Origin of the sequence: Exiguobacterium sp. s57, assembly GCF_018617685.1 — a bacterium.
Classification (GTDB): Bacteria; Bacillota; Bacilli; order Exiguobacteriales; family Exiguobacteriaceae; genus Exiguobacterium; species Exiguobacterium marinum.
In genome coordinates, this window is sequence record NZ_JACSKR010000001.1 from 201,116 (window position 1) to 223,326 (window position 22,211).

General features: G+C 46.9%; 25 protein-coding genes. 24 read left to right on the forward strand and 1 reads right to left on the reverse strand.

Annotation, left to right across the window (positions count from 1 at the left end; translation table 11 throughout):
* The first annotated feature begins 61 nt into the window (after window positions 1-61).
* The 14 genes from ndk (at window position 62) to KNO98_RS01105 (ending at window position 11,357) form a co-directional block, all read left to right on the forward strand.
* Window positions 62-481, forward strand: coding sequence for a nucleoside-diphosphate kinase (gene ndk, locus KNO98_RS01040; RefSeq protein WP_026826171.1), 420 nt, complete (start codon window positions 62-64; stop codon window positions 479-481).
* Window positions 482-581: 100 nt separating this feature from the next.
* Entirely contained in the window at window positions 582-1,361 is a 780-nt protein-coding gene (locus KNO98_RS01045; protein WP_214698276.1) for a CheR family methyltransferase, read from the forward strand.
* Window positions 1,362-1,370: 9 nt separating this feature from the next.
* Window positions 1,371-2,534: a chorismate synthase gene (aroC, locus tag KNO98_RS01050; RefSeq protein WP_026826169.1), complete on the forward strand. Its 1,164-nt coding sequence runs from the start codon at window positions 1,371-1,373 to the stop codon at window positions 2,532-2,534.
* On the forward strand, window positions 2,528-3,583 hold the full coding sequence (locus KNO98_RS01055; RefSeq protein WP_026826168.1) for a 3-dehydroquinate synthase: 1,056 nt from the start codon (window positions 2,528-2,530) through the stop codon (window positions 3,581-3,583). Before aroC ends, KNO98_RS01055 begins: the two co-directional genes overlap by 7 nt.
* Window positions 3,580-4,830 carry a 3-phosphoshikimate 1-carboxyvinyltransferase gene (gene aroA / locus KNO98_RS01060; protein ID WP_214698281.1) on the forward strand — a complete coding sequence of 417 codons (1,251 nt, stop codon included), beginning with the start codon at window positions 3,580-3,582 and terminating at the stop codon, window positions 4,828-4,830. The genes KNO98_RS01055 and aroA overlap by 4 nt, the downstream gene beginning before the upstream one ends.
* A 29-nt stretch (window positions 4,831-4,859) precedes the next feature.
* Window positions 4,860-6,134, forward strand: coding sequence for a tetratricopeptide repeat protein (locus KNO98_RS01065; RefSeq protein WP_214698282.1), 1,275 nt, complete (start codon window positions 4,860-4,862; stop codon window positions 6,132-6,134).
* A 23-nt stretch (window positions 6,135-6,157) separates the two neighbouring features.
* A complete protein-coding gene (locus KNO98_RS01070) occupies window positions 6,158-6,691 on the forward strand; it encodes a ReoY family proteolytic degradation factor (RefSeq protein ID WP_214698284.1) in 534 nt (177 codons plus the stop codon).
* 160 nt (window positions 6,692-6,851) lie between these two features.
* Window positions 6,852-7,292 carry a DUF2487 family protein gene (locus tag KNO98_RS01075; RefSeq protein WP_026826164.1) on the forward strand — a complete coding sequence of 147 codons (441 nt, stop codon included), beginning with the start codon at window positions 6,852-6,854 and terminating at the stop codon, window positions 7,290-7,292.
* Between the two features lie 110 nt (window positions 7,293-7,402).
* Entirely contained in the window at window positions 7,403-7,906 is a 504-nt protein-coding gene (locus tag KNO98_RS01080) for a QcrA and Rieske domain-containing protein (protein ID WP_026826163.1), read from the forward strand.
* A 15-nt stretch (window positions 7,907-7,921) separates the two neighbouring features.
* Window positions 7,922-8,593 (forward strand): menaquinol-cytochrome c reductase cytochrome b subunit, encoded by a 672-nt coding sequence (gene qcrB, locus KNO98_RS01085; protein ID WP_026826162.1) that lies wholly within the window; start codon window positions 7,922-7,924, stop codon window positions 8,591-8,593.
* Between the two features lie 33 nt (window positions 8,594-8,626).
* Window positions 8,627-9,421, forward strand: a complete 795-nt coding sequence (locus KNO98_RS01090) for a menaquinol-cytochrome c reductase cytochrome b/c subunit (protein ID WP_214698286.1) — start codon at window positions 8,627-8,629, stop codon at window positions 9,419-9,421.
* 80 nt (window positions 9,422-9,501) lie between these two features.
* Complete coding sequence (locus KNO98_RS01095; RefSeq protein ID WP_026826160.1) at window positions 9,502-10,119, forward strand: DUF1405 domain-containing protein; 618 nt, start codon at window positions 9,502-9,504, stop codon at window positions 10,117-10,119.
* A gap of 38 nt (window positions 10,120-10,157) precedes the next feature.
* Complete coding sequence (locus KNO98_RS01100) at window positions 10,158-10,841, forward strand: zinc metallopeptidase (protein WP_026826159.1); 684 nt, start codon at window positions 10,158-10,160, stop codon at window positions 10,839-10,841.
* A 57-nt stretch (window positions 10,842-10,898) separates the two neighbouring features.
* The gene (locus tag KNO98_RS01105) at window positions 10,899-11,357 is read left to right on the forward strand and encodes a GreA/GreB family elongation factor (RefSeq protein WP_214698288.1); all 459 of its coding nucleotides are present in this window, start codon (window positions 10,899-10,901) and stop codon (window positions 11,355-11,357) included.
* Between the two features lie 46 nt (window positions 11,358-11,403).
* Here KNO98_RS01105 and KNO98_RS01110 read toward each other — a convergent pair whose 3' ends face one another.
* Window positions 11,404-12,279: a YitT family protein gene (locus tag KNO98_RS01110; RefSeq protein WP_026826157.1), complete on the reverse strand. Its 876-nt coding sequence runs from the start codon at window positions 12,277-12,279 to the stop codon at window positions 11,404-11,406.
* Window positions 12,280-12,391: 112 nt separating this feature from the next.
* On the opposite strand from KNO98_RS01110, the gene bshB1 reads away from it, so the two are divergent.
* The 10 genes from bshB1 to KNO98_RS01160 all read left to right on the forward strand — a co-directional run bounded on the left by bshB1 (window position 12,392) and on the right by KNO98_RS01160 (window position 22,191).
* Window positions 12,392-13,075 (forward strand): bacillithiol biosynthesis deacetylase BshB1, encoded by a 684-nt coding sequence (gene bshB1, locus KNO98_RS01115; RefSeq protein WP_026826156.1) that lies wholly within the window; start codon window positions 12,392-12,394, stop codon window positions 13,073-13,075.
* Window positions 13,072-14,193, forward strand: a complete 1,122-nt coding sequence (gene bshA / locus KNO98_RS01120) for an N-acetyl-alpha-D-glucosaminyl L-malate synthase BshA (RefSeq protein ID WP_214698290.1) — start codon at window positions 13,072-13,074, stop codon at window positions 14,191-14,193. The genes bshB1 and bshA overlap by 4 nt, the downstream gene beginning before the upstream one ends.
* Complete coding sequence (locus KNO98_RS01125; RefSeq protein ID WP_214698292.1) at window positions 14,190-15,329, forward strand: CCA tRNA nucleotidyltransferase; 1,140 nt, start codon at window positions 14,190-14,192, stop codon at window positions 15,327-15,329. The genes bshA and KNO98_RS01125 overlap by 4 nt, the downstream gene beginning before the upstream one ends.
* Window positions 15,302-16,264: a biotin--[acetyl-CoA-carboxylase] ligase gene (locus KNO98_RS01130; protein WP_214698294.1), complete on the forward strand. Its 963-nt coding sequence runs from the start codon at window positions 15,302-15,304 to the stop codon at window positions 16,262-16,264. The genes KNO98_RS01125 and KNO98_RS01130 overlap by 28 nt, the downstream gene beginning before the upstream one ends.
* Window positions 16,265-16,489: 225 nt before the next feature.
* Window positions 16,490-17,323, forward strand: a complete 834-nt coding sequence (gene panB / locus KNO98_RS01135) for a 3-methyl-2-oxobutanoate hydroxymethyltransferase (protein ID WP_214698296.1) — start codon at window positions 16,490-16,492, stop codon at window positions 17,321-17,323.
* The gene (panC, locus tag KNO98_RS01140) at window positions 17,323-18,153 is read left to right on the forward strand and encodes a pantoate--beta-alanine ligase (RefSeq protein ID WP_026826151.1); all 831 of its coding nucleotides are present in this window, start codon (window positions 17,323-17,325) and stop codon (window positions 18,151-18,153) included. Before panB ends, panC begins: the two co-directional genes overlap by 1 nt.
* A 5-nt stretch (window positions 18,154-18,158) precedes the next feature.
* The gene (panD, locus tag KNO98_RS01145; protein ID WP_026826150.1) at window positions 18,159-18,542 is read left to right on the forward strand and encodes an aspartate 1-decarboxylase; all 384 of its coding nucleotides are present in this window, start codon (window positions 18,159-18,161) and stop codon (window positions 18,540-18,542) included.
* A gap of 106 nt (window positions 18,543-18,648) precedes the next feature.
* Window positions 18,649-21,459, forward strand: a complete 2,811-nt coding sequence (dinG, locus tag KNO98_RS01150; protein WP_214698297.1) for an ATP-dependent DNA helicase DinG — start codon at window positions 18,649-18,651, stop codon at window positions 21,457-21,459.
* 64 nt (window positions 21,460-21,523) lie between these two features.
* Window positions 21,524-21,709: a YpmA family protein gene (locus tag KNO98_RS01155; RefSeq protein ID WP_015881492.1), complete on the forward strand. Its 186-nt coding sequence runs from the start codon at window positions 21,524-21,526 to the stop codon at window positions 21,707-21,709.
* A complete protein-coding gene (locus tag KNO98_RS01160; protein WP_214698298.1) occupies window positions 21,706-22,191 on the forward strand; it encodes a hypothetical protein in 486 nt (161 codons plus the stop codon). The genes KNO98_RS01155 and KNO98_RS01160 overlap by 4 nt, the downstream gene beginning before the upstream one ends.
* Window positions 22,192-22,211 lie beyond the last annotated feature (20 nt).

A 22,211-nucleotide genomic window follows, 5' to 3' on the forward strand; every position in this document is an offset into this window, starting at 1 on the left:
AAGACCATGTACACTAAAAACGTACATCGTACACACTTATTGACTTAGGGGGATTTGGGGAATGGAAAAGACATTTTTAATGGTTAAACCGGATGGGGTAAAACGTGGATTGATTGGGGAAATCGTCTCACGCTTTGAAAACAAAGGATATACGTTGAACCGTCTCAAAATGGTGACACCGTCAGTTGAGGTCGCGGAGGCACACTATGCAGAGCATAAAGAAAAACCATTCTTCGGTGAATTGGTAGAGTTTTTGACTTCTGGTCCGGTCGTTGCGATGGAATGGGAAGGTGAAGACATCGTAGCGGTCTCTCGTCTTATGATTGGAAAGACGAAGCCACTTGATGCGCAACCAGGAACAATTCGCGGCGATTTTGCATCGACGATGTCACAAAACGTGATTCATGGTTCTGATAGTGTGGCAAGCGCAGAGCGCGAACTTGCACTTTGGTTCGCTGAAATCGCCTCACACGTTTCATGACTTTTCGAGGGACGGGGAAACCTGTCCCTTTTTGATTCCCTTGAAATGCCTATGTTCAGAAGAATGAGGAAATGAGAAAGAATTGAGGTTGAAATTGGTGATGAATGATTATGCCATCTTCGTAAAAAAGTTTTATATCAAGTCTGGTATTGACTTGAATTTATATAAAGAGGCGCAGATGAAGCGTCGAATGGTCGCCTTGCGTGAAAAGAAAGGGTATGCATCGTTCCTTGAATATTTGAAGGCGATGGATATGGATCGTCAGTTATACGAGGAATTTCTTGACCGGATGACGATCAATGTGAGTGAATTTTACCGTAACCCGATTCGGTGGCAACAGCTAGAAGAGGATATTCTGCCTTATTTGATCCGTTCGAGTAAAGGGAAGCTTCGCGTGTGGAGTGCTGCCTGTTCGACAGGAGAAGAGCCCTACTCGCTCGCCATGTTACTGTCAAAACATTTGGCTCCATCTCAATTTTCAATCATGGCTACAGATTTAGATGATGTCGTCATCGAAAAGGCGAAACAAGGAAAGTATCATGAACGGGCACTGATTGACTTACCCGTTGAGTTTCAAAAGCGTTACTTTACGCGTCGTGGGGAGGACTATTTCATCTCAGACGAAATTAAGCAACTGGTTACGTTCAAAAAACATAACCTATTAGCGGATGTATATGAACGAAACTTCGACTTGATCGTCTGTCGAAATGTATTGATTTACTTCACAGAAGATGCGAAAGGAAAAGTATATTCGTCGTTTCAACGGGCGTTACGTCCTGGTGGGATATTATTTGTCGGTGGAACCGAACAAATTTTCCAGCCAAAGCGTTATGGCTATGCGATGAAACAAAGTTTCTTTTACGAAAAAATAGATGGATGAGGTGAACGGATGCGTTATTTGACAGCTGGTGAATCACATGGTCCGGGACTGACGGTCATCGTAGAAGGTGCACCTGCAGGACTTGTCGTAGACATTGATCAGATGAATCTTGAATTGAAAAAGCGGCAGTCCGGATATGGGCGAGGACGTCGCATGCAAATCGAGTCTGATCAAGTGGAGGTTCGTTCTGGTATTCGACATGGGAAGACAACCGGTGCCCCAATCACTTTTTGGATTGAAAATAAAGATCATACGCACTGGAAACATGTGATGCAAGCAGAATCGATTGAAGGCGACATCGAGGTGAAGCGTCGCGTCTCACGACCGAGACCTGGACATGCGGACCTAGTTGGTGGATTAAAGTATGACCATCGAGACTTGCGAGATGTTTTAGAACGCTCGAGTGCGCGAGAAACGGCAGCCCGTGTCGCAGTCGGGGCTTTTTGTAAGCAACTGCTTCAACAAGTTGGGATGTCACTCTTTAGCTATGTAAAAGTGATTGGTGGGGAGAAGGCAGACATGCAGACGTTCGATTCGTTAGAAGAAACTTTGGAGATTATCGACGCATCACCTGTACGTACATTTGATACGAAAGCTGCAGAAAGAATGATGCAACGAATCGATGAAGCGAAAGCGAATGGGGACTCGATTGGCGGAATCGTCTGTACCGAAGTGCACGGTGTCGTTCCTGGTCTAGGCTCTTACGTACAATACGATCGAAAACTGGATGCGAAAATCGCGCAAGCTGTCATGAGTGTCAATGCTTTCAAAGGTGTCGAATTTGGGGACGGATTCGAGATGGCGTATCGGCCTGGTTCGGAAGTAATGGACCCGATTGCTTATGGAGATGAGGGGTATACCCGACTCAGTAATCACCTCGGCGGATTCGAAGGCGGGATGACAACGGGTATGCCGATTGTCTGTTCAGCGGTCATGAAACCGATTCCGACGCTCTACAAACCGCTTCAATCCGTCGATATTGATACAAAAGAGGCATTCCTTGCTCAAATTGAACGGAGTGACTCGTGTGCTGTACCTGCAGCATCCCTCGTCGTCGAGGCGGTCATCGCGTTTGAAATCGCGAAGGAAGTGTGTGAGACGTTCGGACATGATACGATGGAACGAATCAGTCGCCGTGTCGAGGATTACCGGGAGGAAATACGCATATGGTGACGATTCCAATTGCGGCATCGACCCCGTATGATGTCGTCGTCGATGATCAAGACCGGTGGATTAAAACGATTGAGTTATCAGGTTATCCGATACTTTGGGTCGTCACGGACGAACATGTCGATTCTCTATACGGGAACTCATTTCGTACACAGTTGGAACAAGTGCATTCACACGTCGTCTGGTCCGTCGTTGAGGCGGGTGATGCGTCAAAGTCGTTAACCCATCTAGAACATCTTGTCGCGGAAGGGTTAAGTCACGGATGCGATCGTCACTCACTGATTGTCGCCTTCGGCGGTGGGATGATTGGTGACTTGGCTGGCTTTTTAGCAAGCGTCTACATGCGTGGTGTTCCTTACATACAAGTTCCGACGACGATTTTAGCCCATGATTCCGCTGTTGGTGGCAAAGTTGCGGTCAACCATCCACTTGCGAAAAATGCGATTGGGGCGTTTTATCAACCGATTGGAGTCAATTATAATGTGTCTCGACTCAAATCCTTACCGGTTCAAGAAGTGCGGAGTGGTCTCGGTGAACTGTTGAAACATGCGTATTTGTCACGTTACGTCCTCGAAACCTCTTTCGAGGACGACTTGTTTTTAGCTTTGACGGATGTTGAACAAATCGATTGGGTTTGTTGGCTTGCCCGTGGAATTGAAGTGAAACGAGCGATAGTCGAAACAGATGAGCGAGAACAAGGGATTCGAGCTTGGCTTAATTTCGGACACACATTCGGACATGCCCTTGAATCAGTCGAAACTTATCGCATCCCACATGGTGAAGCAGTATTGCATGGTATGGTGTTCGCCTTTTTACTATCCGGGGATGAAGTCCGGGCCAAGCGTTTGTTCGATTGGATGCGTTTGAATGATGTCACGCCGATCGACTGGAAACCGTTCTCTTATTATGTGGACAAAATGGTTCGGGATAAAAAGAATCGTAACGGGTCGATTCGTTTTGTATTACTTCGTGAATCAATTACTGTTGAACCGGTGGCGCTAGAGCTCCTTCAACGTACGTTTGAGCAGATGAAAGGATGGTGGGAACGATGAGTTTAAACGGTTCAATCCGTGTCCCGAGTGATAAATCAATCACGCACCGGGCGCTGTTATTTGGAATGATGGCGAGCGGGACGACGCGTGTGCGGCATCCTCTTCTCGGTGCCGATTGTCGTTCGACGCTCGAGGTGATTCGGTTACTCGGAGCCGACGTGGAGGAACAGCGAGAAGAGCTGATCATCACAGGAATCGAGTCACCGCAATCGGCACGTCTTGACTGTGGAAACTCGGGAACGACCATGCGCTTATTGATCGGTCTCTTGTCCGGCTATAACGGGTCATTTGAACTTGTGGGTGATGACTCGCTATCGAAACGTCCAATGCGACGGGTTACCGCGCCGTTACGTGAGATGGGAGCACACGTCAAAGGAGATCAGGCACCGCTCTTCATCGAAGGGGCGATGCTTCAATCCATTGACTATACGTTACCTGTGGCGAGCGCCCAGGTAAAGTCAGCCATTCTACTCGCCGGATTACGCGCCTCGGGAACGACGATTGTTCGCGAACCGATGTTGTCACGAGACCATACAGAGCGTATGTTACCACTATTCGGAGCGAAACTATCTGTCGAAGTGGAAAAAGGGGAGCGCGTCATTCGCGTCGACCCATCTCGGTTGATTGGAGCAACGGTGAACGTGCCGGCGGATCCGTCTTCGGCCGCCTTTTTCTGGGCCGGGGCATCCATCGTATCTGGAAGCTCGGTGACGACAACAGATGTTTGTTTGAATGAGACACGAATCGGCTTTTTACGGACGCTTGAGCGGATGGGGGCGAACGTCGTCATTTCCAATGAACGACTGGTCGGAGAAGAGATCGTCGGTGACGTCACGGTCAAGACGAGCGCACTATCCGGTACAGTTGTTGAAAAGGACATGATTCCCTCACAGATTGATGAATTGCCATTGTTTGCACTCGTCGCCTCACAGGCGAACTCACCGTCAGTCGTGAAAGACGCTGCGGAACTTCGGGTGAAAGAGACAGACCGGATTGATTCGGTCGTCTCACAACTCAGAAAACTTGGTGTGGACATCATCGGTACAGAAGACGGATTCATCGTTAATCCGAGTCGACTTCACGGAGGAAGTGTCACGACGTATGGAGATCACCGCTTATCCATGATGTTACAAATCGCCGCACTCATGACAGATGAATTCGTTCACATTGAAGAAATAGAAGCATCCGATGTCAGCTATCCGCGATTCCGTCAAGATTTACAACGGGTTCAACGTAAGATAGAATAACGACAAACCGAAGGCCAGGAGGACGAAACATGCTAGATGAATCAGCATTAACACATATAATCGAGATGCTTGAGTCTGGTGAGACTGAACATGCGCTCATGCATATTGAACAACTTGAGAAAGAAGGGTCAGATGATGATCGCTTAGCGGTTGCTGACCTGTATTTAGAACTAGGTCTTGCCGACCGTGCTACCGAAGTACTTTCTAAACTGTACGTCGATTACGAAGGGGACCCAAACGTTGCCCTATCACTCGCGGAAGCGTATTTAGATAGCGACCGGGAAGAAGAAGCGATTGCTGTTCTTGAGAAAATCAAGTCGAATGACGCGGAAACACAAGTGAGAAGCCTCGTCTTGTTAGCTGACTTATATCAATCTCAAGGGTTGGATGAAGTGGCCGTGAAAAAACTGATGGAAGCACTTGAAAAGAACCCAGACGAACCGTTATTGATCTATGGCTTGGCCGAACTTTACGCATCGACCGGTTCATTTGAACAAGCGATCCCGCTCTATGCGCGACTTCCAAAAATGAAACTACCTTCAGAAATTGATTATCAGGCGGATTACGCAGAGGCCCTCACGATGGTCGGCTCGTTCGAAGAGGCGCTTGAAGAGTACGAATCAACAACCCATCGTGATTTGAATACCGTCTTCGGTCATGCGATGACGGCACATCGGATTGGACGAGAGGAAATTGCGATTAAGCAGTTCAAAGAACTTCAGGCGATGGACCCGGACTTTACTTCGCTTTACCTTCCTTATACCGAGTCGCTCGATGCAATCGGACAAACGGAAGAAGCATTAGAAATCATTGACCAGGGCATCACACGTGACGATTACAATGATGAGCTTCGTCATGTCAAAGCAAAACTGCTTCTCAAACTTGGAAATCGAGAAGGTGCCATTAAGGAACTCCGTGAAGCGCTCGTGTTAAATCCGGAATCGATTCAAGCGACAGAACTCCTCTTATCAATTTTGTTCGAGGCAGGAGAATTCGATGATGTTCTCGAAACAATAGACGCACTCGAAGACCACACGACGTCACCGCTCATGACATGGTATAAGGCGAAAGCGAAATATGAGCTCGAAGAGTACGAAGAAGCGGTCAGTCTGTATGCATCAATCGAACCGATTTTGAAAGAGGACGTGTCATTTGTGACGGAATGGGCTACACTGTTGATAGAGGAAGGTCGTAGACAAGAAGCACGACGTGTGGTCGAGCAATCGCTTGCATTGATGGTCGATCTCGAAGATCGTCAAGTACTCGAAGATCAGCTCGAACAATTGTCTGATGACGTAGAATGATAAAGGGAAGGGAATGAGGTCAGATGGTCGAGCGGAAACGGAAATTTTTGAAGCGATTCGTCGCTCATCATACACTTCGGAAGCGCGAAGCAAAGTGGATTCTTGACTATTGGTTGAGACATCCTGATAAGCTGGGAAACGTTCATTTCGTGACAAACGCCTCGGTCTCGCCACGAAGTCTTGTGATGACGGCTTACGGCTTTGACGGCGAACCGTTTCGATACCGACGGGGAGACCTTGTGACCATGAATCCTGAGAAAGCCTATCATGATATTCGTCTACACGATGGGCCAATCTATGTGGAGTTAAATTTTCAAGGCATGATGATTGATGAGAATTGGGTGGACATCGTGGAACAGAATCCCTTTGAGCCTGTGGCGGAAGTGAAAGATGAAGTATCCTCCTCTGCCCAAACGGTCATACAAGCCTCTGTTGCTCAATTTGAAGAAGAGCGATTATTGATTGAAATCGATAAGGCGCTTGATCGCAGAGACGAGAATTTATTCCGTAACTTGACGAGTCAACTCCATCAAGTGCGGGCAGCGAAATTATTTTGAAAAAAACAAGCGCTTCCGTTCCGGTAGTCGCTTGTTTTTTGGTATATTAATAACGTAGGAATACACAATTATTTCACAGTTCGTTCATAAGTTTGGAATGTGAGCGATGTCATGTACGCTACAATAGACATGATGAGATAAGTTGGAGAGGAGGGAAAAGATGAGGTTCGATAGTCAAGGGGCACTGCGCTCGATTGCCGAACGACAATATGTCGATACGCTCATCGTTCCGCTCGCAGAATTGGCGTTTGGTGAAGACATGGTTCGTAAAGCCGAAAGCTATGAAGTGATTCATGCCGTCACGGTTGAAACAGAACGTCAGTTATCTGGTCGAACGATGCTCAGCCCGCCAATTAGTTACACCGATGTCGAAGCCGGAGTGGAATTGGCAAAAGATGTGGTGACAAAAGCGGATTCATCCGGATTTTCTCACGTATTGTTTATTGCGTCAGACGTCCGTTTCAAATCGTATGATTTGCCGATTATGTTTGTACCGCCGCTTGCGTTAGGAGCGATGTCGAGCGATCAAGCGCACACGATGGTTCAAAATTTTGCGACACAAGTTATCACAGAGCTTTCGAGCCGTTGGATGGCGACATGAAGCGGTTGACGTAGAGGTTTTATTGATATACTATTTTGTTGAGTGAGAAATTTTTGTGAAGAATGCATAAAGAATTATGGGGTTATGCACACGAATGAGGGGGGAACGAAATGGCTCAAAATGGGTCAAAAGTCACACGCCGTCAGTTCTTAACGTACACACTGACTGGAGTAGGTGGCTTTATGGCGGCAACATTGATCAGTCCGATGGTCAACTTTGCGATCGATCCGGTCTTGAAAAAAACTGGAGCAGGCGACAAAGTAAAAGTTATGAGTCTTGATGACATCACGACTGAGCCGCAACGTGTCGACTTTAAGAAACAAACACAAGATGCTTGGTACGAATTTGAAGAAACACTTTCAGCATGGGTTTACAAAACAGAAAGTGGTGAGATTGTCGCACTTTCTCCGATTTGTACACACCTCGGCTGTCAAGTAGCTTACGCGGGTGATCCAACTCGTCCAACTGAATTCTTCTGCCCATGTCACTTAGGACGGTATGAAAAAGATGGGACGAACATCCCAGGTACACCACCAACAGCACCACTTGCTCGTTATGAAAAAGAAGAAAAAGATGGGTTCCTATATCTAGGTAGCCCAATTTCACAGAAGTGAGAGGGGGACTAGTCGATGTTACAAAAAATTTATGATTGGGTCGATGAACGCGTAGACATCACACCACTTTGGCGCGATATCGCAGACCACGAAGTACCGGAACACGTCAACCCTGCTCATCACTTCTCTGCATTTGTCTATTGTTTTGGTGGTTTGACGTTCTTTACAATCGTCATTCAAATCCTTTCGGGGATGTTCTTGACGATGTATTACGTACCAGACATCATTAACGCTCACGCGTCAGTGTACTACTTACAAAATGAAATCGCACACGGACAAATTGTACGTGGGATGCACCACTGGGGCGCATCAGTCGCCATCGTCATGTTATTCTTACATACGCTCCGCGTGTTCTTCACGGGATCGTATAAGAAGCCACGTGAACTTAACTGGGTTGTTGGTGTTCTCTTGTTCTTCGTCGTCTTGGCGCTTGGACTTACAGGATACTTGCTTCCTTGGGACATGAAAGCATTGTTCGCAACGAAAGTTACGCTTCAAATCGCTGAGAGTGTACCGGTCATCGGTGGTATTGCGAAGACACTTCTCGCCGGTGGTGAGATTGTCGGGGCGAGCACACTCGCACGATTCTTCGCGATCCACGTCTTCTTCTTACCGGCGGCATTGTTTGGATTGTTGGGAGCCCACTTCTTGATGATTCGTAAACAAGGTATTTCTGGACCGCTATAAACCGATTCGAGGAGAAAAAGGAGGAGAAACGATATGCATCGCGGTAAAGGGATGAAATTTGTAACCGACTCTCGAGTAGGAATCTCGAATCGGAAACAAAACATTGCAAAAGACTATTCAGAATATCCAGGACGCACAGAAGCGTTTTGGCCAAACTTCTTGCTTAAAGAGTGGATGGTAGGGTCGGTCTTCTTGATCGGCTTCATCGCTTTGACAATCGTCGAGGCAGCACCGCTTCAAAATATCGCCGATCCAACGAACACGTCATACATTCCATTACCGGACTGGTATTTCTTGTTCTTGTATCAGTTGTTAAAATATCAATTCGCTGCTGGAGACTGGATTTTGCTCGGTACGGTCATCATTCCAGGTTTGGCGTTTACGGCACTTCTCATCGCACCTTGGCTTGACCAAGGTCTAGAGCGTCGACCTGCTAAGCGACCAGTCGCCATCAGTTTCATGTTGCTCGGTATTCTCTCGGTCTTTTACTTGACTTGGGAATCTGTTCAAACGACACACTGGGATCAAGTCCACGCTCAAGGTGAACTTCAAGTTCCAGGTGAAGGTCCTGAAATTGATACAGCGGCACCGGGATATGAGATTTATTCGGCTCAATCATGTGTGAATTGTCACGGTCAAAACCTAGAAGGTGGAGCAGCGGCTCCTGGCTTGGTCGGTACGACGTACACGGCTGACGAGATTGCGGATATCGCTGTAAATGGAATTGGGACGATGCCTGCTGGACAGTGGGACGGCTCACCTGAAGATTTACAAGTATTATCTGAATTCATCGCTTCATATGGTGAAGGCGGCGAAAATAACGAGTAAGCCATAAAGTGTAGCCTGAATACCGGGCTACACTTTTTTACTTTAATTACGATAAACTGAAAGAAAAAAGGATTGAGACAATGAACCCGATGTTTTTAAAACCTTTCTTGACGCATCGAATCGTACTAACCATTCTTTTCATGATTAACTTAGGGGGTACGATTTACGGCTATATCTGGTATGAACCGCAACTACGAGACACTCCATATATTTATTGGCCATTCGTCCCGGACAGTCCGACGGCATCTCTCTTCTTTACGATTGTGCTCGGATTATGGATGATGAAAAAAAGCTCCCCGTTATTCGAGACACTTGCGTTTATTACTTTGATTAAATATGGAGTCTGGGCAGTCATAATGAATATTATGTATTTAGGAAAGCTACCGGCGGATGCACCGACCATTACCATCTTGATGGCAGTCATGTTGATGGTTTCGCACGGTGCGATGGCTTTACAAGCACTCATCTATGCTCCGTTTATGAAATGGACGGTTGCATCGTTTGTCTGTTCTCTAATTTGGGTGATTCATAACGACGTAGTAGATTATGTGCTCGGTCAATGGCCACGTTATCCGTCACTCGCAGAAGAGATTATGTGGATCGGCTACGGCTCGTTCTGGTTGACGGGATTATGTTTTTTTATGGGATATGCGTTCGTCCTGCGTCCATCGCTTGAAAATAAGTTCATAAGAATGTAAAATCAAATTATCAAATACATTCAGAGGTGAAATAGAAAATGTCATTAGGTGGCTATATTTTCTATCTTGCACTGATTATGCTCATTCCATTATGGGCCCAGATGCGAGTGAAAAGTACGTATAAACAGTTTCTACAAAAACCGCTCCAAAGCGGTGTCACAGGTGCACAAGTAGCTGATTTCATCATGAAACAAAACGGTGTTCATAATGTTCGAATCGAGATGGTCGATGGATTGATGAGCGACCACTACGACCCGGTCAATAAAGTTGTACGGTTGTCGCGTGAAGTGTATCAAGGCTCGACGATTTCATCGGCTGCAATCGCGGCGCACGAAATCGGTCACGTGATTCAAGATGCAACGGACTATAAGATGATGCGTGTTCGTCATAGTCTTGTTCCTGTCGTCAACATCACATCAAACTTGTCATTCCCATTATTACTTGGTGGTTTCTTGTTCGGCGCACTCGGACTTGCACAACTCGGTGTCATCATGATGCTCGGGGCGGTCATATTCCAACTCATCACGTTACCGGTCGAGTTCGATGCTTCGAAGCGTGCGATGACTCAGTTGACGTCGCACGGAATCGTGACGGCGACGGAAGAGACAGGTGCACGAAAAGTGTTGAATGCTGCCGCATGGACATACGTGGCTGCAACACTCGTTGCGGTTGCCGAACTCATTCGCTTGGCGCTCATCGTCTTTATGCCACGTGATGAATAGAAGTGAATCCCGTCGAATGACGGGATTTTTATTATTGTCTGAAAGGAATGTTTGATGATGAAACCAAAACTGACGGTAGACGGTCACAATCAACTGCAGACTAGACTTTCGAAGTTGAGAGACGAAAAGACGGATGCACGGCAACGCCTTCGCACTGCCCGTAAGTTTTGCGATTTCCGAGAGGATGTCACATACGCCGAGGCAGTCGATCATTATGAACAGATTGAGACCGATATTTTAGAAATTGAACGGGTGCTTGATGATGCGGTCATCATCGAGTCGGAACAATCGAAAATTGTCACGTTCGGTAACAAGGTCGTCATTCGAGAAGTGGGAGAGGATGAGACCGAAAATTATCGGATTGTCGGTGAAGCCGAGGCAAACATAGAAAATGGGACCATTTCAATCACATCGCCACTCGGTCGTGAGTTGATTGGTGCAGAGGCCGGCCAAATTGTTCAGATTGAATCACCAGGTGGTGCACTTCAATTTGAAGTTCTCCAAATCGAGACATAAAACATCGCTCCGTTCATTAAGTGAACGGAGCGATGTTTGTATGACCTTATTTCAGCGGCATACGGTTCTCGTCGAACGTAAATCCTTCTCCACCGACTTCATAAACATGGTGGAACGTGACGAACGCGTGCGGATCGATTTGTTTAACGATTGTTTTCAATCGATTCACTTCGTTTCGACCGACGACGACGTAGAGGACCTCGAGTTCTCGGTTCGAGTAGCCACCTTTTGCGAGCAATCTTGTCGTTCCACGATTCATCGTCGCATGGATCCCGTCCGCAATGGCGGTCCGATGGTCGCTGATGATCATCGCTGCCTTACCAGCATATGTCCCTTCCTGCATCGAGTCGATGACACGAGCCCCGATATAGACGGCGAGAAGTGTATACATCGCTTCGCGGATATCGAGATAAGTCAAACTGAGGACGATGACAAAGAAGTCAAAGATGAGAAACGTCTTGCCAATTGACCAACCAAAATATCGTTGTACGAGACGAGCGATAATATCCACTCCTCCAGTCGTGCCACCGTTATTGAAGATGATACCAAGCCCGACCCCGATAAAGAGACCAGCGAAGAGACTCGCAAGCACCATGTCGTCTGTCAAGTCGATGACGAGCGTCGAGTATTTAGCGATAAGCGCATACCAAAGTGAAAATGAGAACGTCCCGATGAGCGTATAGATGAAGGTCGTTCGACCTAACAGTTTATAACTCATGAAAAAGAGTGGGATGTTTAGAGCCAAGTTGGTGACAGATGGCGAAATATCGAACAGACCACGAAGGATCAATGTGATTCCGGTGAATCCACCTTCAGCCAAATTATTTTGGACGTTGAAGTGATAAACGCCGAATGCAAAAATAAACGAACCTATTAGTATAAAAATAATATTCCGAACGCGAATCGGTAATTGTACCGTCATCAGGTTCACCCCCCCTTAGATAGAGTACTCGAAAAACAGTTCAGTTGACTAGCCTGAACATATGACATTCAGAAACGAGTCGGCTATACTTTTCAAAGAAGAGGTGATGTAAATGAAAGTAGTAGCCATCGGGGCACATCCAGATGATATTGAAATCGGGATCGCCGGCATGACCGCCCAATGGACGAAAGAGAAGATTGAAGTCGTTTATGTCGATTTGACGAGAGCGGAGTTGTCTTCTAATGGAGATGTCGAAATGAGACAACAAGAAGCGAGCGAAGCAAATTCGGTGTTAGGTGTACGCCGTGTAAATTTAGGGTTCAAAGACCGAGGAATCGACGGAAGTGAGGAACAACTAAAAGCCATCGTTTCTTTGATTCGCAATGAGCGCCCGACTCATTTGCTGTATCCCTATGAGGTCGATCGTCATCCGGATCATGCGGCCTGCGCACACCTCGTGACCGAGGCGCTGTTTAATGCCGGCATCCGCAAATACTTACCTGATCTCGACGCATACCGTCCGGAAAGTGTATATCAGTACATGATTAATGCATACGTAGAGCCGGATGTGTGTGTGGATATTAGTGACATGATTGAAGTGAAAAAACAGGCGTTACAGTGTTATGCGAGTCAATTCACACCTGTGGATGGGGTACAGACACCTTTGACTGACGCGTACGTGGAACGAGTCGTCGCCCGCGAACGACATTTTGGTAGTTTGATCGGTGTGGCGTACGCGGAAGGATTAAAACGTGTTCGACCATATGTCGTGAAACAAGCAGGTGATCTTGCATGAAGTATTCAATCGGGATTCTTTGTTATCCGTCAGTCGGTGGTTCGGGGATTTTGGCGACAGAACTCGGGATGAAGCTCGCAGATCGGGGACATGACGTCCATTTCATCACGAGTAGCATGCCGTTTCGTCTGAACGCCTACCATCCGAATATTACGTTCCATCAAGTCGAGATCAACCAATATTCGGTCTTCCGTTATCCACCGTACGACATGACGCTTTCAGCGAAAATCGCAAGTGTCATCCAAACGTTCGGGCTCGATGTCATACATGCCCATTATGCGGTACCGCACGCCGTATGTGCAGCGCTCGGTCGTGAGATGGCAGGGGTGAAGACTCCAATCGTCTCGACGTTACATGGAACGGACATCACGGTGCTCGGTGAGGATGAGGAATTGAAACCTGCCATTTTATACGGATTGCGTCAATCGAACGCGATTACGGCCGTGTCACACAGTTTGAAGCGAGAGACTGAAGAGCGGATTGCGAGTGATTTACCGATTCGAGTCATTCACAACTTTATCGACGAATCGGTCTATACGCCTCAACTCGACCCGACGCTAAGGGAACGATACGGCTTGTCGAAAGAGGACCGGGTCGTCATCCACATCTCGAACTTCCGTCCTGTCAAACGAGTCGACCTGGTTTTGGAAGCATTCGACAAAATGGATGTGCCGAACAAAAAGCTATTGCTTGTAGGTGACGGTCCGCTGATGGGGGCGATGCGTCGATTCGTGGCAGAGATGGGACTTGAAGAACAGGTCATTTTTGCAGGAAAGCAAGAACAAGTCGCCGCCCTTCTCGCAATAAGTGACGTTCATGTTTTGTTATCAGATAAAGAAGCATTCGGTCTCGTCGCCCTCGAAGCAATGGCGACAGGCGTGCCGTCAGTCGTAAGTGACGCAGGAGGTCTCCCAGAAGTGATCACAGATGGCGAGGACGGCTTTGTCGTACCGAGAGGAGATGTGACGCAGGCTGCAGAGGCGATACAACGTATGTTGACAGATGATCCGCTACGAGAACGCTTCAGCCAGAACGGATTAGAGAAATCCCGACGCTTTGCCTCGCAAGACATCGTGACCGAATATGAGCGTTTGTATGAACAGGTGGTGACATCATGACAGAATGGGAATATGCAAAAAAAATCATCGAAACAATTGAATACCATGGCGGTGAAGCCTATATTGTCGGTGGCGCCGTACGCGATTATGTGCTCGGGAGTTTGCCAGACGATATTGATTTGGCGACCTCACTTTTTCCTGAAGAGGTGATGACGCTGTTCCCGAAATCAGTCCCGACCGGTATTGAACATGGAACGGTCACCGTCATTCTCAATCATCACCCGTTCGAGGTGACGACATTCCGTTCGGAAGGCTCGTATTCGGATTCGAGAAGGCCCGACCATGTCGCGCTAGGGGTGTCGCTAGAAGAGGATTTGTTGCGTCGTGATTTCACGATGAACGCGATGGCATTCCATGATGGGCAAGTCGTTGATTTGTTTGGTGGTCAACATGACCTTGAGGAACGAATCATCCGGACGGTCGGAAGCCCATACGAGCGGTTCGGAGAGGACGCTCTACGCATTATGCGTGCACTCCGGTTTATGTCGCAGCTCGACTTCACGTTGCATGAGGAGTTGCGCCACGCAGCGAATAGGCTTGGTCACAGGCTCGAACACATTGCGATGGAGCGCATCGCAATCGAATTTGAAAAACTGTTGACCGGTCCTGCCTACAGACGGGCGTTAGGTGAAATGATTGAGCTCGGTATTCATCACTACTTACCGAACGTTTCGACAGAACTGATGCGATGTGTACAGGAAGACGTGCGAACACCGGTGAATGCGGTCAGTGGATGGGCGCTCTTTATCTATCATGCGAAAGACGAGGATTGGCTTCTGCCGTGGAAACGATCTAACACTATTAAACGAGAGGCACGTACGCTTGCACGATTATGTGAGGTGGGACTTGATACGATGACCGTTTATCTGACGGACGAACACACGCTCTCGACCTATTTCCGAATGAACGGAGAAAGTGACCGTAGCCACGAACTGAAACAGTCGCTTCCGATGAAATCACGCAAAGAGATGATGTTTAACGGACGAGATGCCCTTGAACTCGGGGCGAGAGGGGAAACCATCAAGCATCTGTTGGCCGACCTTGAACAGCGCGTCGTCTTACAAGAGGTGCCGAACCACGAGACTGTATTGAAAGAGGAGGCGAAACGATGGCTTCAACGCGCGGGCGTGTCCTGACATTATTACAAGACGGTGAAGTATGGAGCGGTCAAGAGCTGGCACGTCAATTAGATATTTCACGTACCGCTATTTGGAAACATATCGAAACCCTTAAACAAGACGGATATGCGATTCATACCATTCCAAGGAAAGGATATCAATTGCTTGAACAGAGTGATCGGTTTGATGAGCCAGCCTTTGTCTCGTTTCGTAAAGGACGTTTCGGTCAAGTCGTCCATGCGTTCGATCAAGTCGATACGACACAACGAATTGCGCATGAACTCGCACAACAACACGTGACGGAAGGAACGCTCGTCATCAGCGAAGAACAGACGTCGGGTCGTGGGCAACTTGGTCGTAACTGGCATAATCCAAAGCATGTTAATATTGCGGCGAGCGTTATCCTGAGACCGGAGTTGCCGATTCGAGATGCGTCGAAATTGACCTTGATGGCAGCAAGTGCGTTCGCAAGGGCGCTCAACAACCGAAATATCGATGTGACAATCAAATGGCCGAATGATTTACTGATGAATGGAAAGAAAATTGGCGGCATTTTGACAGAGATGCAGACGGAAGGCGATCGTATCCAGGCGGTCATCTTAGGTTTTGGGATAAATGTAAACGGTGAAGAAATACCGACAGAGCTAGCGCACCGGGCCAGCTCACTCTATCTAGAGACCGAGACAAAATATCATCGAAGCGAGATACTAGCCGACCTATTAACAGAACTCGAAATCGAGTACGATCAATTCCTCGAGTCAGGATTTGCGCCGATTCGCACAAATTGGATGCGACATGCTGCTTATTTAAATGAAACGGTTACTATACATGCTTCCCGAACAACTCGCACGGGCGTAATGCGAGGTATTTCCGATGAAGGAGCTTTACTTCTTGAAGAAGAAGGAAAGATTGAATCGATTTACTCTGCAGAGATTGCAGTGTGGAATGATTGATGAAAGCGAGACCATCGTCTATACTTAATGTGTCGGACGCTATCGATTCTTGAAGTGTACCGCGCTTGCAGACTGTCACATTCAGTTGTCTGCCTTGATCATTTTGACAGGGACAGAAGGACACTAACTCATGAAAACCATGAATTTGTTTTTCGTGCGCCTTCTTGCCAATCGTGTAAGAAGGCGTTTATTCTTTCCTGTCTCCACGTTTAGGAGGAGAAACACATGCACACGATGACTTCGCTATTAAAAAAGATGAATGAGCAGGAAAAGCTCGTCATGTTGACGGCGTATGACTATCCATCAGCCAAACTTGCCGAGGCGGCTGGGGTAGATTTGATTTTAGTCGGCGACTCACTCGGTATGGTCGTCCTCGGTTACGACTCGACAATCCCCGTGACAACGGAAGATATGCTCCATCATTCGAAAGCAGTGCGCCGTGGAGCACAAAATACGTTCGTCGTTGTGGATATGCCATTTGCGACATATCATGGAGATTTTGATCGGACGCTTCAAGCAGCTTCTCGCATGTTCCAAGAAGGCCATGCGGATGCCATCAAACTAGAAGGTGCCGGTGAAGTACTTCAAACGATTGAACGTCTCACTCAAGTAGGAATGCCTTGTGTTGCCCATCTAGGATTGACTCCTCAATCGGTTGGGGTGCTAGAAGGATATAAAGTACAAGGAAAGTCTCTCGAGGCTGCTGAAATGCTCCTTCGTGATAGCTTAGATGCTGAACGGGCTGGTGCGAAGATGCTCGTTCTCGAATGTGTCCCTCATCAATTGGCAAAACGAATCGCGGAAGAATTGACGATTCCTGTCATCGGAATCGGTGCGGGAGCGGATGTCGACGGCCAAGTCCTCGTCTACCATGACGTCTTGAAATATGGAGTCGATCGTCTCCCTAAATTCGTTCAAGCGTATGCGGATGTGAGTGAAGTGGCGACTGATGCCATCCGTTCTTATGTCGAAGAGACGAAGAATGGTCACTTCCCGCTTGAACGCCATACGTTCACGATGGATGAGTCACTACTCGACTCGTTGTATGGAGGAAAATGATGAAGATTGTATCGACTGTCGAAGAATTACGTCACGCTTTACCGTTTAATCAAACCATCGGCTTTGTTCCGACGATGGGTTATTTACATGAAGGTCATATGAGTCTCGTCGAAAATGCGCGTCGCGAAAATGACTTTGTTGTCATGAGTATCTTTGTTAACCCGACTCAGTTCGGTCCGAACGAAGACCTCGATCGTTATCCACGAGATTTTAAACGAGATGAAAAGTTGGCTCGAGAAGCAGGTGTCGACCTTCTGTTCTATCCGGTGACGGAAACGATGTATCCAATCGATATGGCACGCGTTTCCATTCGAAAGGGAGCTGACGTACTGTGCGGAGCGAGTCGTCCTGGTCACTTTGATGGTGTATTGACAATCGTTTCTAAATTATTTAATCTTGTTCAACCGACACGTGCGTACTTCGGTCTAAAAGATGCCCAGCAAGTAGCTCTCATTGAAGGCTATGTCCGAGATTACTTTGTGCCGGTCGAGATTCGACGTTGCCCGATTATTCGTGAGGAGACAGGACTTGCCAAGTCTTCTCGAAACGTGTATTTGTCTGACGTCGAAAAAGAAGAGGCGAGTCAAATCTTTAAAGCGCTGAGGGCAGCAAGAGAAACGCTTGAGGCAGGTCTTGAGATTGAAGAAGTGAAACGACAACTGACTGTACGATTAAACGAGATTCCGAACAGTCAAATCGATTATGTAGAACTCGTCGATTATCCGACACTCGGTATTGCCTCAAACGACTCAGATGAACTATTACTTGCGGTGGCCGTTCAGTTTGAACGGGCCCGATTGATTGATAATGTGATTTGGAAGAAGGGGTGAATCCAATGATTCGAACATTTATGCACGCTAAGCTTCATAAGGCAACGGTGACAGAAGCAAACTTACACTACGTCGGTTCGATTACAATCGATGAAGATTTGATGGACGCTGTAGGCATCATGGAAAATGAGCATGTGCACATCACAAATAACCATAACGGGGCACGCATTGAGACGTATGTCATCAAAGGAGAACGTGGATCTGGTGTGATTTGTTTGAATGGAGCGGCAGCACGCCATTTCCAAGTCGGTGATGTCGTCATTATCATGGCGTACGGTCAAATGACTGCGGAAGAGGCAAATACGCACCGTCCAAAAGTTGCTGTATTGAACGAGCAAAACGAGGTAGATCAACTTCTTTACGAAGAGATTGCCCATACAATTTTGTGAATTATTCGGGGGTGTCGACAGAGGCATCCCCGTTTTTTCGTCGTTCATTCTATGGTAAGATGAGACAGATAGAAAGCACGAGCGTGCCTAAGATGGGATGGATGTTATGGACACGTATGTGATTGTGGATATAGAGACGACGGGACATTCCGTTAAGTCCGGTGATGAATTGATTGAGTTTGCAGCGGTCGTCGTACGAGATGGTGAAGTGATTGAGCGCTACAGCACCTTGATTCGACCGAGTCGACCAATCCCACCTTTTATTACGCAATTAACAACGATTAGTGATGATGACGTAAGTGATGCACCGACATTCGAAGATGTGATTCCCGACATTTGGAAGATGTTAGATGGTCGGGTATTTGTCGCGCATAACGTCGCTTTTGATTTAACTTTTTTAAACGAGAGTCTTGAACAAGCTGGGTATCTTCCATTTCAAGGACGAGCGATTGATACGGTAGAATTGGCTCGTATTCTTTATCCGACATTGGAGAGCCATGCGCTAGAAGCATTATCCGATACATTTAACCTCATACATACAGACGCGCATCGGGCACTTAGTGATGCCGACGCGACAGCCGAGCTTTTCATCCGGATGCTCGACCGATTACGCGATTTACCTATGGTGACATTGAAGAAACTTCGCGTCTTGTCTGAGTCGTGGACAAGCCACATCGAACCGTTATTTGATGAATTGATTTTGGAGGTTGGGATTCGACCGGACGACGAGTCACGCTTTGATATACATCGAAAAATTGCGCTACATCGACCGACAGACGGATTTGTTCCGGCCGAAGATCGCGAACCGTTTGAACCGTTCCTACTTCGCACGATTGAAGAGACGCTCCCGTCACTTTTTGAGCAGTTCGAGCCGAGACAAAGTCAATTTGAAATGATGCGACACGTCTATAAAGCGTTAGATGACGAGGAGACGTTATTGGTTGAAGCCGGAACCGGGACAGGAAAGACGTTGGCGTATTTGATTCCGAGTGCCCATCATGCACTCGAGACGAAAAGACCAGTTGTTATTAGTACGCATACGATACAATTGCAAGAACAATTACTAAATCGAGATTTACCGGTACTTCGCCAAATTTTTCCTGAGATTGAATTTACACTTTTAAAAGGAAGACGAAACTATATCGATTTACGTAAGTTTGAGATGATACTAGATGAATCAAATGACGGACTCTTGGTAGCGATGTGTAAAGCGATGGTCCTCGTATGGCTGACGGAAACGGAGACTGGAGATTTAGAAGAGCTCTCCTTTCCAGGATCTGCGACGCAAGGTCCCGCCTCGTTCAAACGTTTGATTCAAGCCGATGCTTCGAGTGAATTCGGTCGATTTGACCCATGGTATAGTCGTGACTTTTTCACAAAAGCTGTGCTTCGATCAAAAGAAGCAGACTTGATTGTAACGAATCATGCTTTGTTGTTCTCCGACTTACAACATCAGGCAGGTATTTTGCCAACCGATACACCACTCGTCCTAGACGAGGCGCATCAAGTCGAAGAAGTAGCTTCGCATCACTTTGGTGTAACGTTTGACGCTATCCAATTTGATCGGTTATTCAAGTGGTTCGGATATGGCGCGGATGGGAAATTCCATTCTCGCATCATTCAGCTGGCGGACTTGACATCCGTCACCGAAGAGGCGGAAGCGTTTAGCCAACAGATTGATTCATCACTCGCCAAGGTCGAAGAAGAACTTGAAGACCTCCTGACGGCGCTCCAATCGTTAGGGAAGAAAAAAGAACCACGACAAACGGTTCGTTTTGAACGGGAAAGCTCATCGTTCAGCCCGATTCGTGAGGTGGCGAATCGATTAGAGGACAAGCTTCGGACGCTCAGAACGTCACTTAGGCATTTGCATCGACTCCTTGATGAACGGAAAGAGCATATGACGTTTAAACAACGCGCGCTCTTGGGTGATTTAAAAACACTAATCGGGGATGTTCGAGAACTTGAGAGTGTCATCTATGAAACAATGTTGACACGAGACGATGATGCAGTCAGTTGGGTCGAGTTGAATTTAGGTAACCGAAAGTTGACCTCGGTATATACGCAACCGGTTGAAATTGGACCGTTGTTACATGAACGGCTGTTTAAGAAGAGACCGACGATTTTAACATCGGCGACGATGACGGTCTCTGGTAAGTTTAGTTTTATGGAGCGACGGCTCGGGTTAGAAGGTGAGCCGATCCGAAGAGTCGTATTACCTTCACCGTTTAACTTTAAAGAACAAGCCAAGTTGTTTATCCCATCAGACTTCCCGTTGATTAACGATGTACCGCTTGCACAGTTTGTCGACCAGACGGCGCAATCGATTGTTCAAATTGCGAACGTGACAAAAGGACGAATGCTTGTCCTCTTCACATCAAATGAGTTGTTACGTTTGACTTACGAACAAGTAAAAGATCACCTCGACCCGTCTTATACGCTCCTCGCACAAGGTGTCAGCGGAGGCTCTCGTAGCCGATTGACGAAACAGTTCAAGCGGATGGAACAATCCATTCTCTTTGGGACAGCAAGCTTTTGGGAAGGTGTCGACATTCCGGGAGAGGCGTTGACGTGCCTGGTCATTGTTCGACTACCATTCGCCCCACCGGATCAGCCTATCATGCAAGCCCGTTCAGAAAAAATTGAGTCGATAGGGAAATCGCCATTCTTTGAACTATCACTCCCTCAAGCCGTCATTCGATTTAAACAAGGTATCGGTCGATTGATTCGATCAAAAGGGGATTACGGGGCAATTTTTGTATTTGATCGTCGTGTGGAGACGACCCGTTATGGCAAACAGTTTATCAATAGTTTGCCAAAAGTCGATCGAATCGAAGGAACGTTAGATACCTCTCTGTCTGAGTTGGAATTGTTCTTAGATGAGAAAGAAAAGTCTGTAACACGAAATGATAGATAACGCTAGGCATCATGATATTATCGCTTTATAATGATACGTATAGTGTTTTGGAGGAGGAATCAATATGAATTCGAATATCGAGACGCTTGCGAGCGTACGCATCGAACCGACGGCGGACGTCTATAAGATTGTCGATTTATTGAATCGTACTTTAAAAAGTCAAGATTTGATGTTCGGACTTTCACTTGAGAAGAAAGTGAATGATCCAAAGAAGGAAGAGATGGTTTTCACCATCTATCGTACAGAATGACAAGAAAAACAAAATGGATCGTCTCGTTACTGACGGCACTGATTGGTGTCGTCCTTGTCTTTAGTTTGATGTATCGCTTCACGATTGGATATACAGAAAACCAAAAGGAACAACTTGTCGAGGAAGCGACGAATCGTCTCACTGAAGAGGCACCTAACCTGAAAGTGGAACAGGGTGAACTGTTCAATGGAACGGATACGTATGTTGTTTTTTCAGAAGAAAACGGGAATTCTATTTGGTTTGTTCCACTTGATGACAAACTAGAGATTGAGCAACGTGAATTCGGTGAAGTGAAAGCGAAAGACGTCTGCGCACGTTCTATCGAGGAAACTGGCGGACAACTTGTCAGCTGTAAATATGGGTTCGACGAGCGAGCACTCATCGAAGTGGTTACAAAAGCAGATGCATCTTATACGTACTCATACTATACGCTACAGTCCGGAGAGTTTATTCGACGTGTTCAACTGACTGATCAAATGTGACGAATTAGAGGGGGATTATG

Excerpts from the sequence above, each read along its gene's own strand:
- bshB1 (WP_026826156.1), top strand. The coding sequence starts at position 12,392 with ATGAAAGTAGTAGCCATCGGGGCACATCCAGATGATATTGAAATCGGG.
- KNO98_RS01100 (WP_026826159.1), top strand. The coding sequence starts at position 10,158 with ATGTCATTAGGTGGCTATATTTTCTATCTTGCACTGATTATGCTCATT.
- KNO98_RS01110 (WP_026826157.1), bottom strand. The coding sequence starts at position 12,279 with ATGACGGTACAATTACCGATTCGCGTTCGGAATATTATTTTTATACTA.
- panC (WP_026826151.1), top strand. The coding sequence starts at position 17,323 with ATGAAGATTGTATCGACTGTCGAAGAATTACGTCACGCTTTACCGTTT.
- aroA (WP_214698281.1), top strand. The coding sequence starts at position 3,580 with ATGAGTTTAAACGGTTCAATCCGTGTCCCGAGTGATAAATCAATCACG.
- KNO98_RS01125 (WP_214698292.1), top strand. The coding sequence starts at position 14,190 with ATGACAGAATGGGAATATGCAAAAAAAATCATCGAAACAATTGAATAC.
- ndk (WP_026826171.1), top strand. The coding sequence starts at position 62 with ATGGAAAAGACATTTTTAATGGTTAAACCGGATGGGGTAAAACGTGGA.
- KNO98_RS01065 (WP_214698282.1), top strand. The coding sequence starts at position 4,860 with ATGCTAGATGAATCAGCATTAACACATATAATCGAGATGCTTGAGTCT.
- KNO98_RS01055 (WP_026826168.1), top strand. The coding sequence starts at position 2,528 with ATGGTGACGATTCCAATTGCGGCATCGACCCCGTATGATGTCGTCGTC.
- bshA (WP_214698290.1), top strand. The coding sequence starts at position 13,072 with ATGAAGTATTCAATCGGGATTCTTTGTTATCCGTCAGTCGGTGGTTCG.
- KNO98_RS01160 (WP_214698298.1), top strand. The coding sequence starts at position 21,706 with ATGACAAGAAAAACAAAATGGATCGTCTCGTTACTGACGGCACTGATT.
- qcrB (WP_026826162.1), top strand. The coding sequence starts at position 7,922 with ATGTTACAAAAAATTTATGATTGGGTCGATGAACGCGTAGACATCACA.
- KNO98_RS01105 (WP_214698288.1), top strand. The coding sequence starts at position 10,899 with ATGAAACCAAAACTGACGGTAGACGGTCACAATCAACTGCAGACTAGA.
- aroC (WP_026826169.1), top strand. The coding sequence starts at position 1,371 with ATGCGTTATTTGACAGCTGGTGAATCACATGGTCCGGGACTGACGGTC.
- panD (WP_026826150.1), top strand. The coding sequence starts at position 18,159 with ATGATTCGAACATTTATGCACGCTAAGCTTCATAAGGCAACGGTGACA.
- KNO98_RS01070 (WP_214698284.1), top strand. The coding sequence starts at position 6,158 with ATGGTCGAGCGGAAACGGAAATTTTTGAAGCGATTCGTCGCTCATCAT.
- KNO98_RS01080 (WP_026826163.1), top strand. The coding sequence starts at position 7,403 with ATGGCTCAAAATGGGTCAAAAGTCACACGCCGTCAGTTCTTAACGTAC.
- KNO98_RS01095 (WP_026826160.1), top strand. The coding sequence starts at position 9,502 with ATGAACCCGATGTTTTTAAAACCTTTCTTGACGCATCGAATCGTACTA.
- KNO98_RS01155 (WP_015881492.1), top strand. The coding sequence starts at position 21,524 with ATGAATTCGAATATCGAGACGCTTGCGAGCGTACGCATCGAACCGACG.
- dinG (WP_214698297.1), top strand. The coding sequence starts at position 18,649 with ATGGACACGTATGTGATTGTGGATATAGAGACGACGGGACATTCCGTT.
- KNO98_RS01075 (WP_026826164.1), top strand. The coding sequence starts at position 6,852 with ATGAGGTTCGATAGTCAAGGGGCACTGCGCTCGATTGCCGAACGACAA.
- KNO98_RS01130 (WP_214698294.1), top strand. The coding sequence starts at position 15,302 with ATGGCTTCAACGCGCGGGCGTGTCCTGACATTATTACAAGACGGTGAA.
- KNO98_RS01090 (WP_214698286.1), top strand. The coding sequence starts at position 8,627 with ATGCATCGCGGTAAAGGGATGAAATTTGTAACCGACTCTCGAGTAGGA.
- KNO98_RS01045 (WP_214698276.1), top strand. The coding sequence starts at position 582 with ATGAATGATTATGCCATCTTCGTAAAAAAGTTTTATATCAAGTCTGGT.
- panB (WP_214698296.1), top strand. The coding sequence starts at position 16,490 with ATGCACACGATGACTTCGCTATTAAAAAAGATGAATGAGCAGGAAAAG.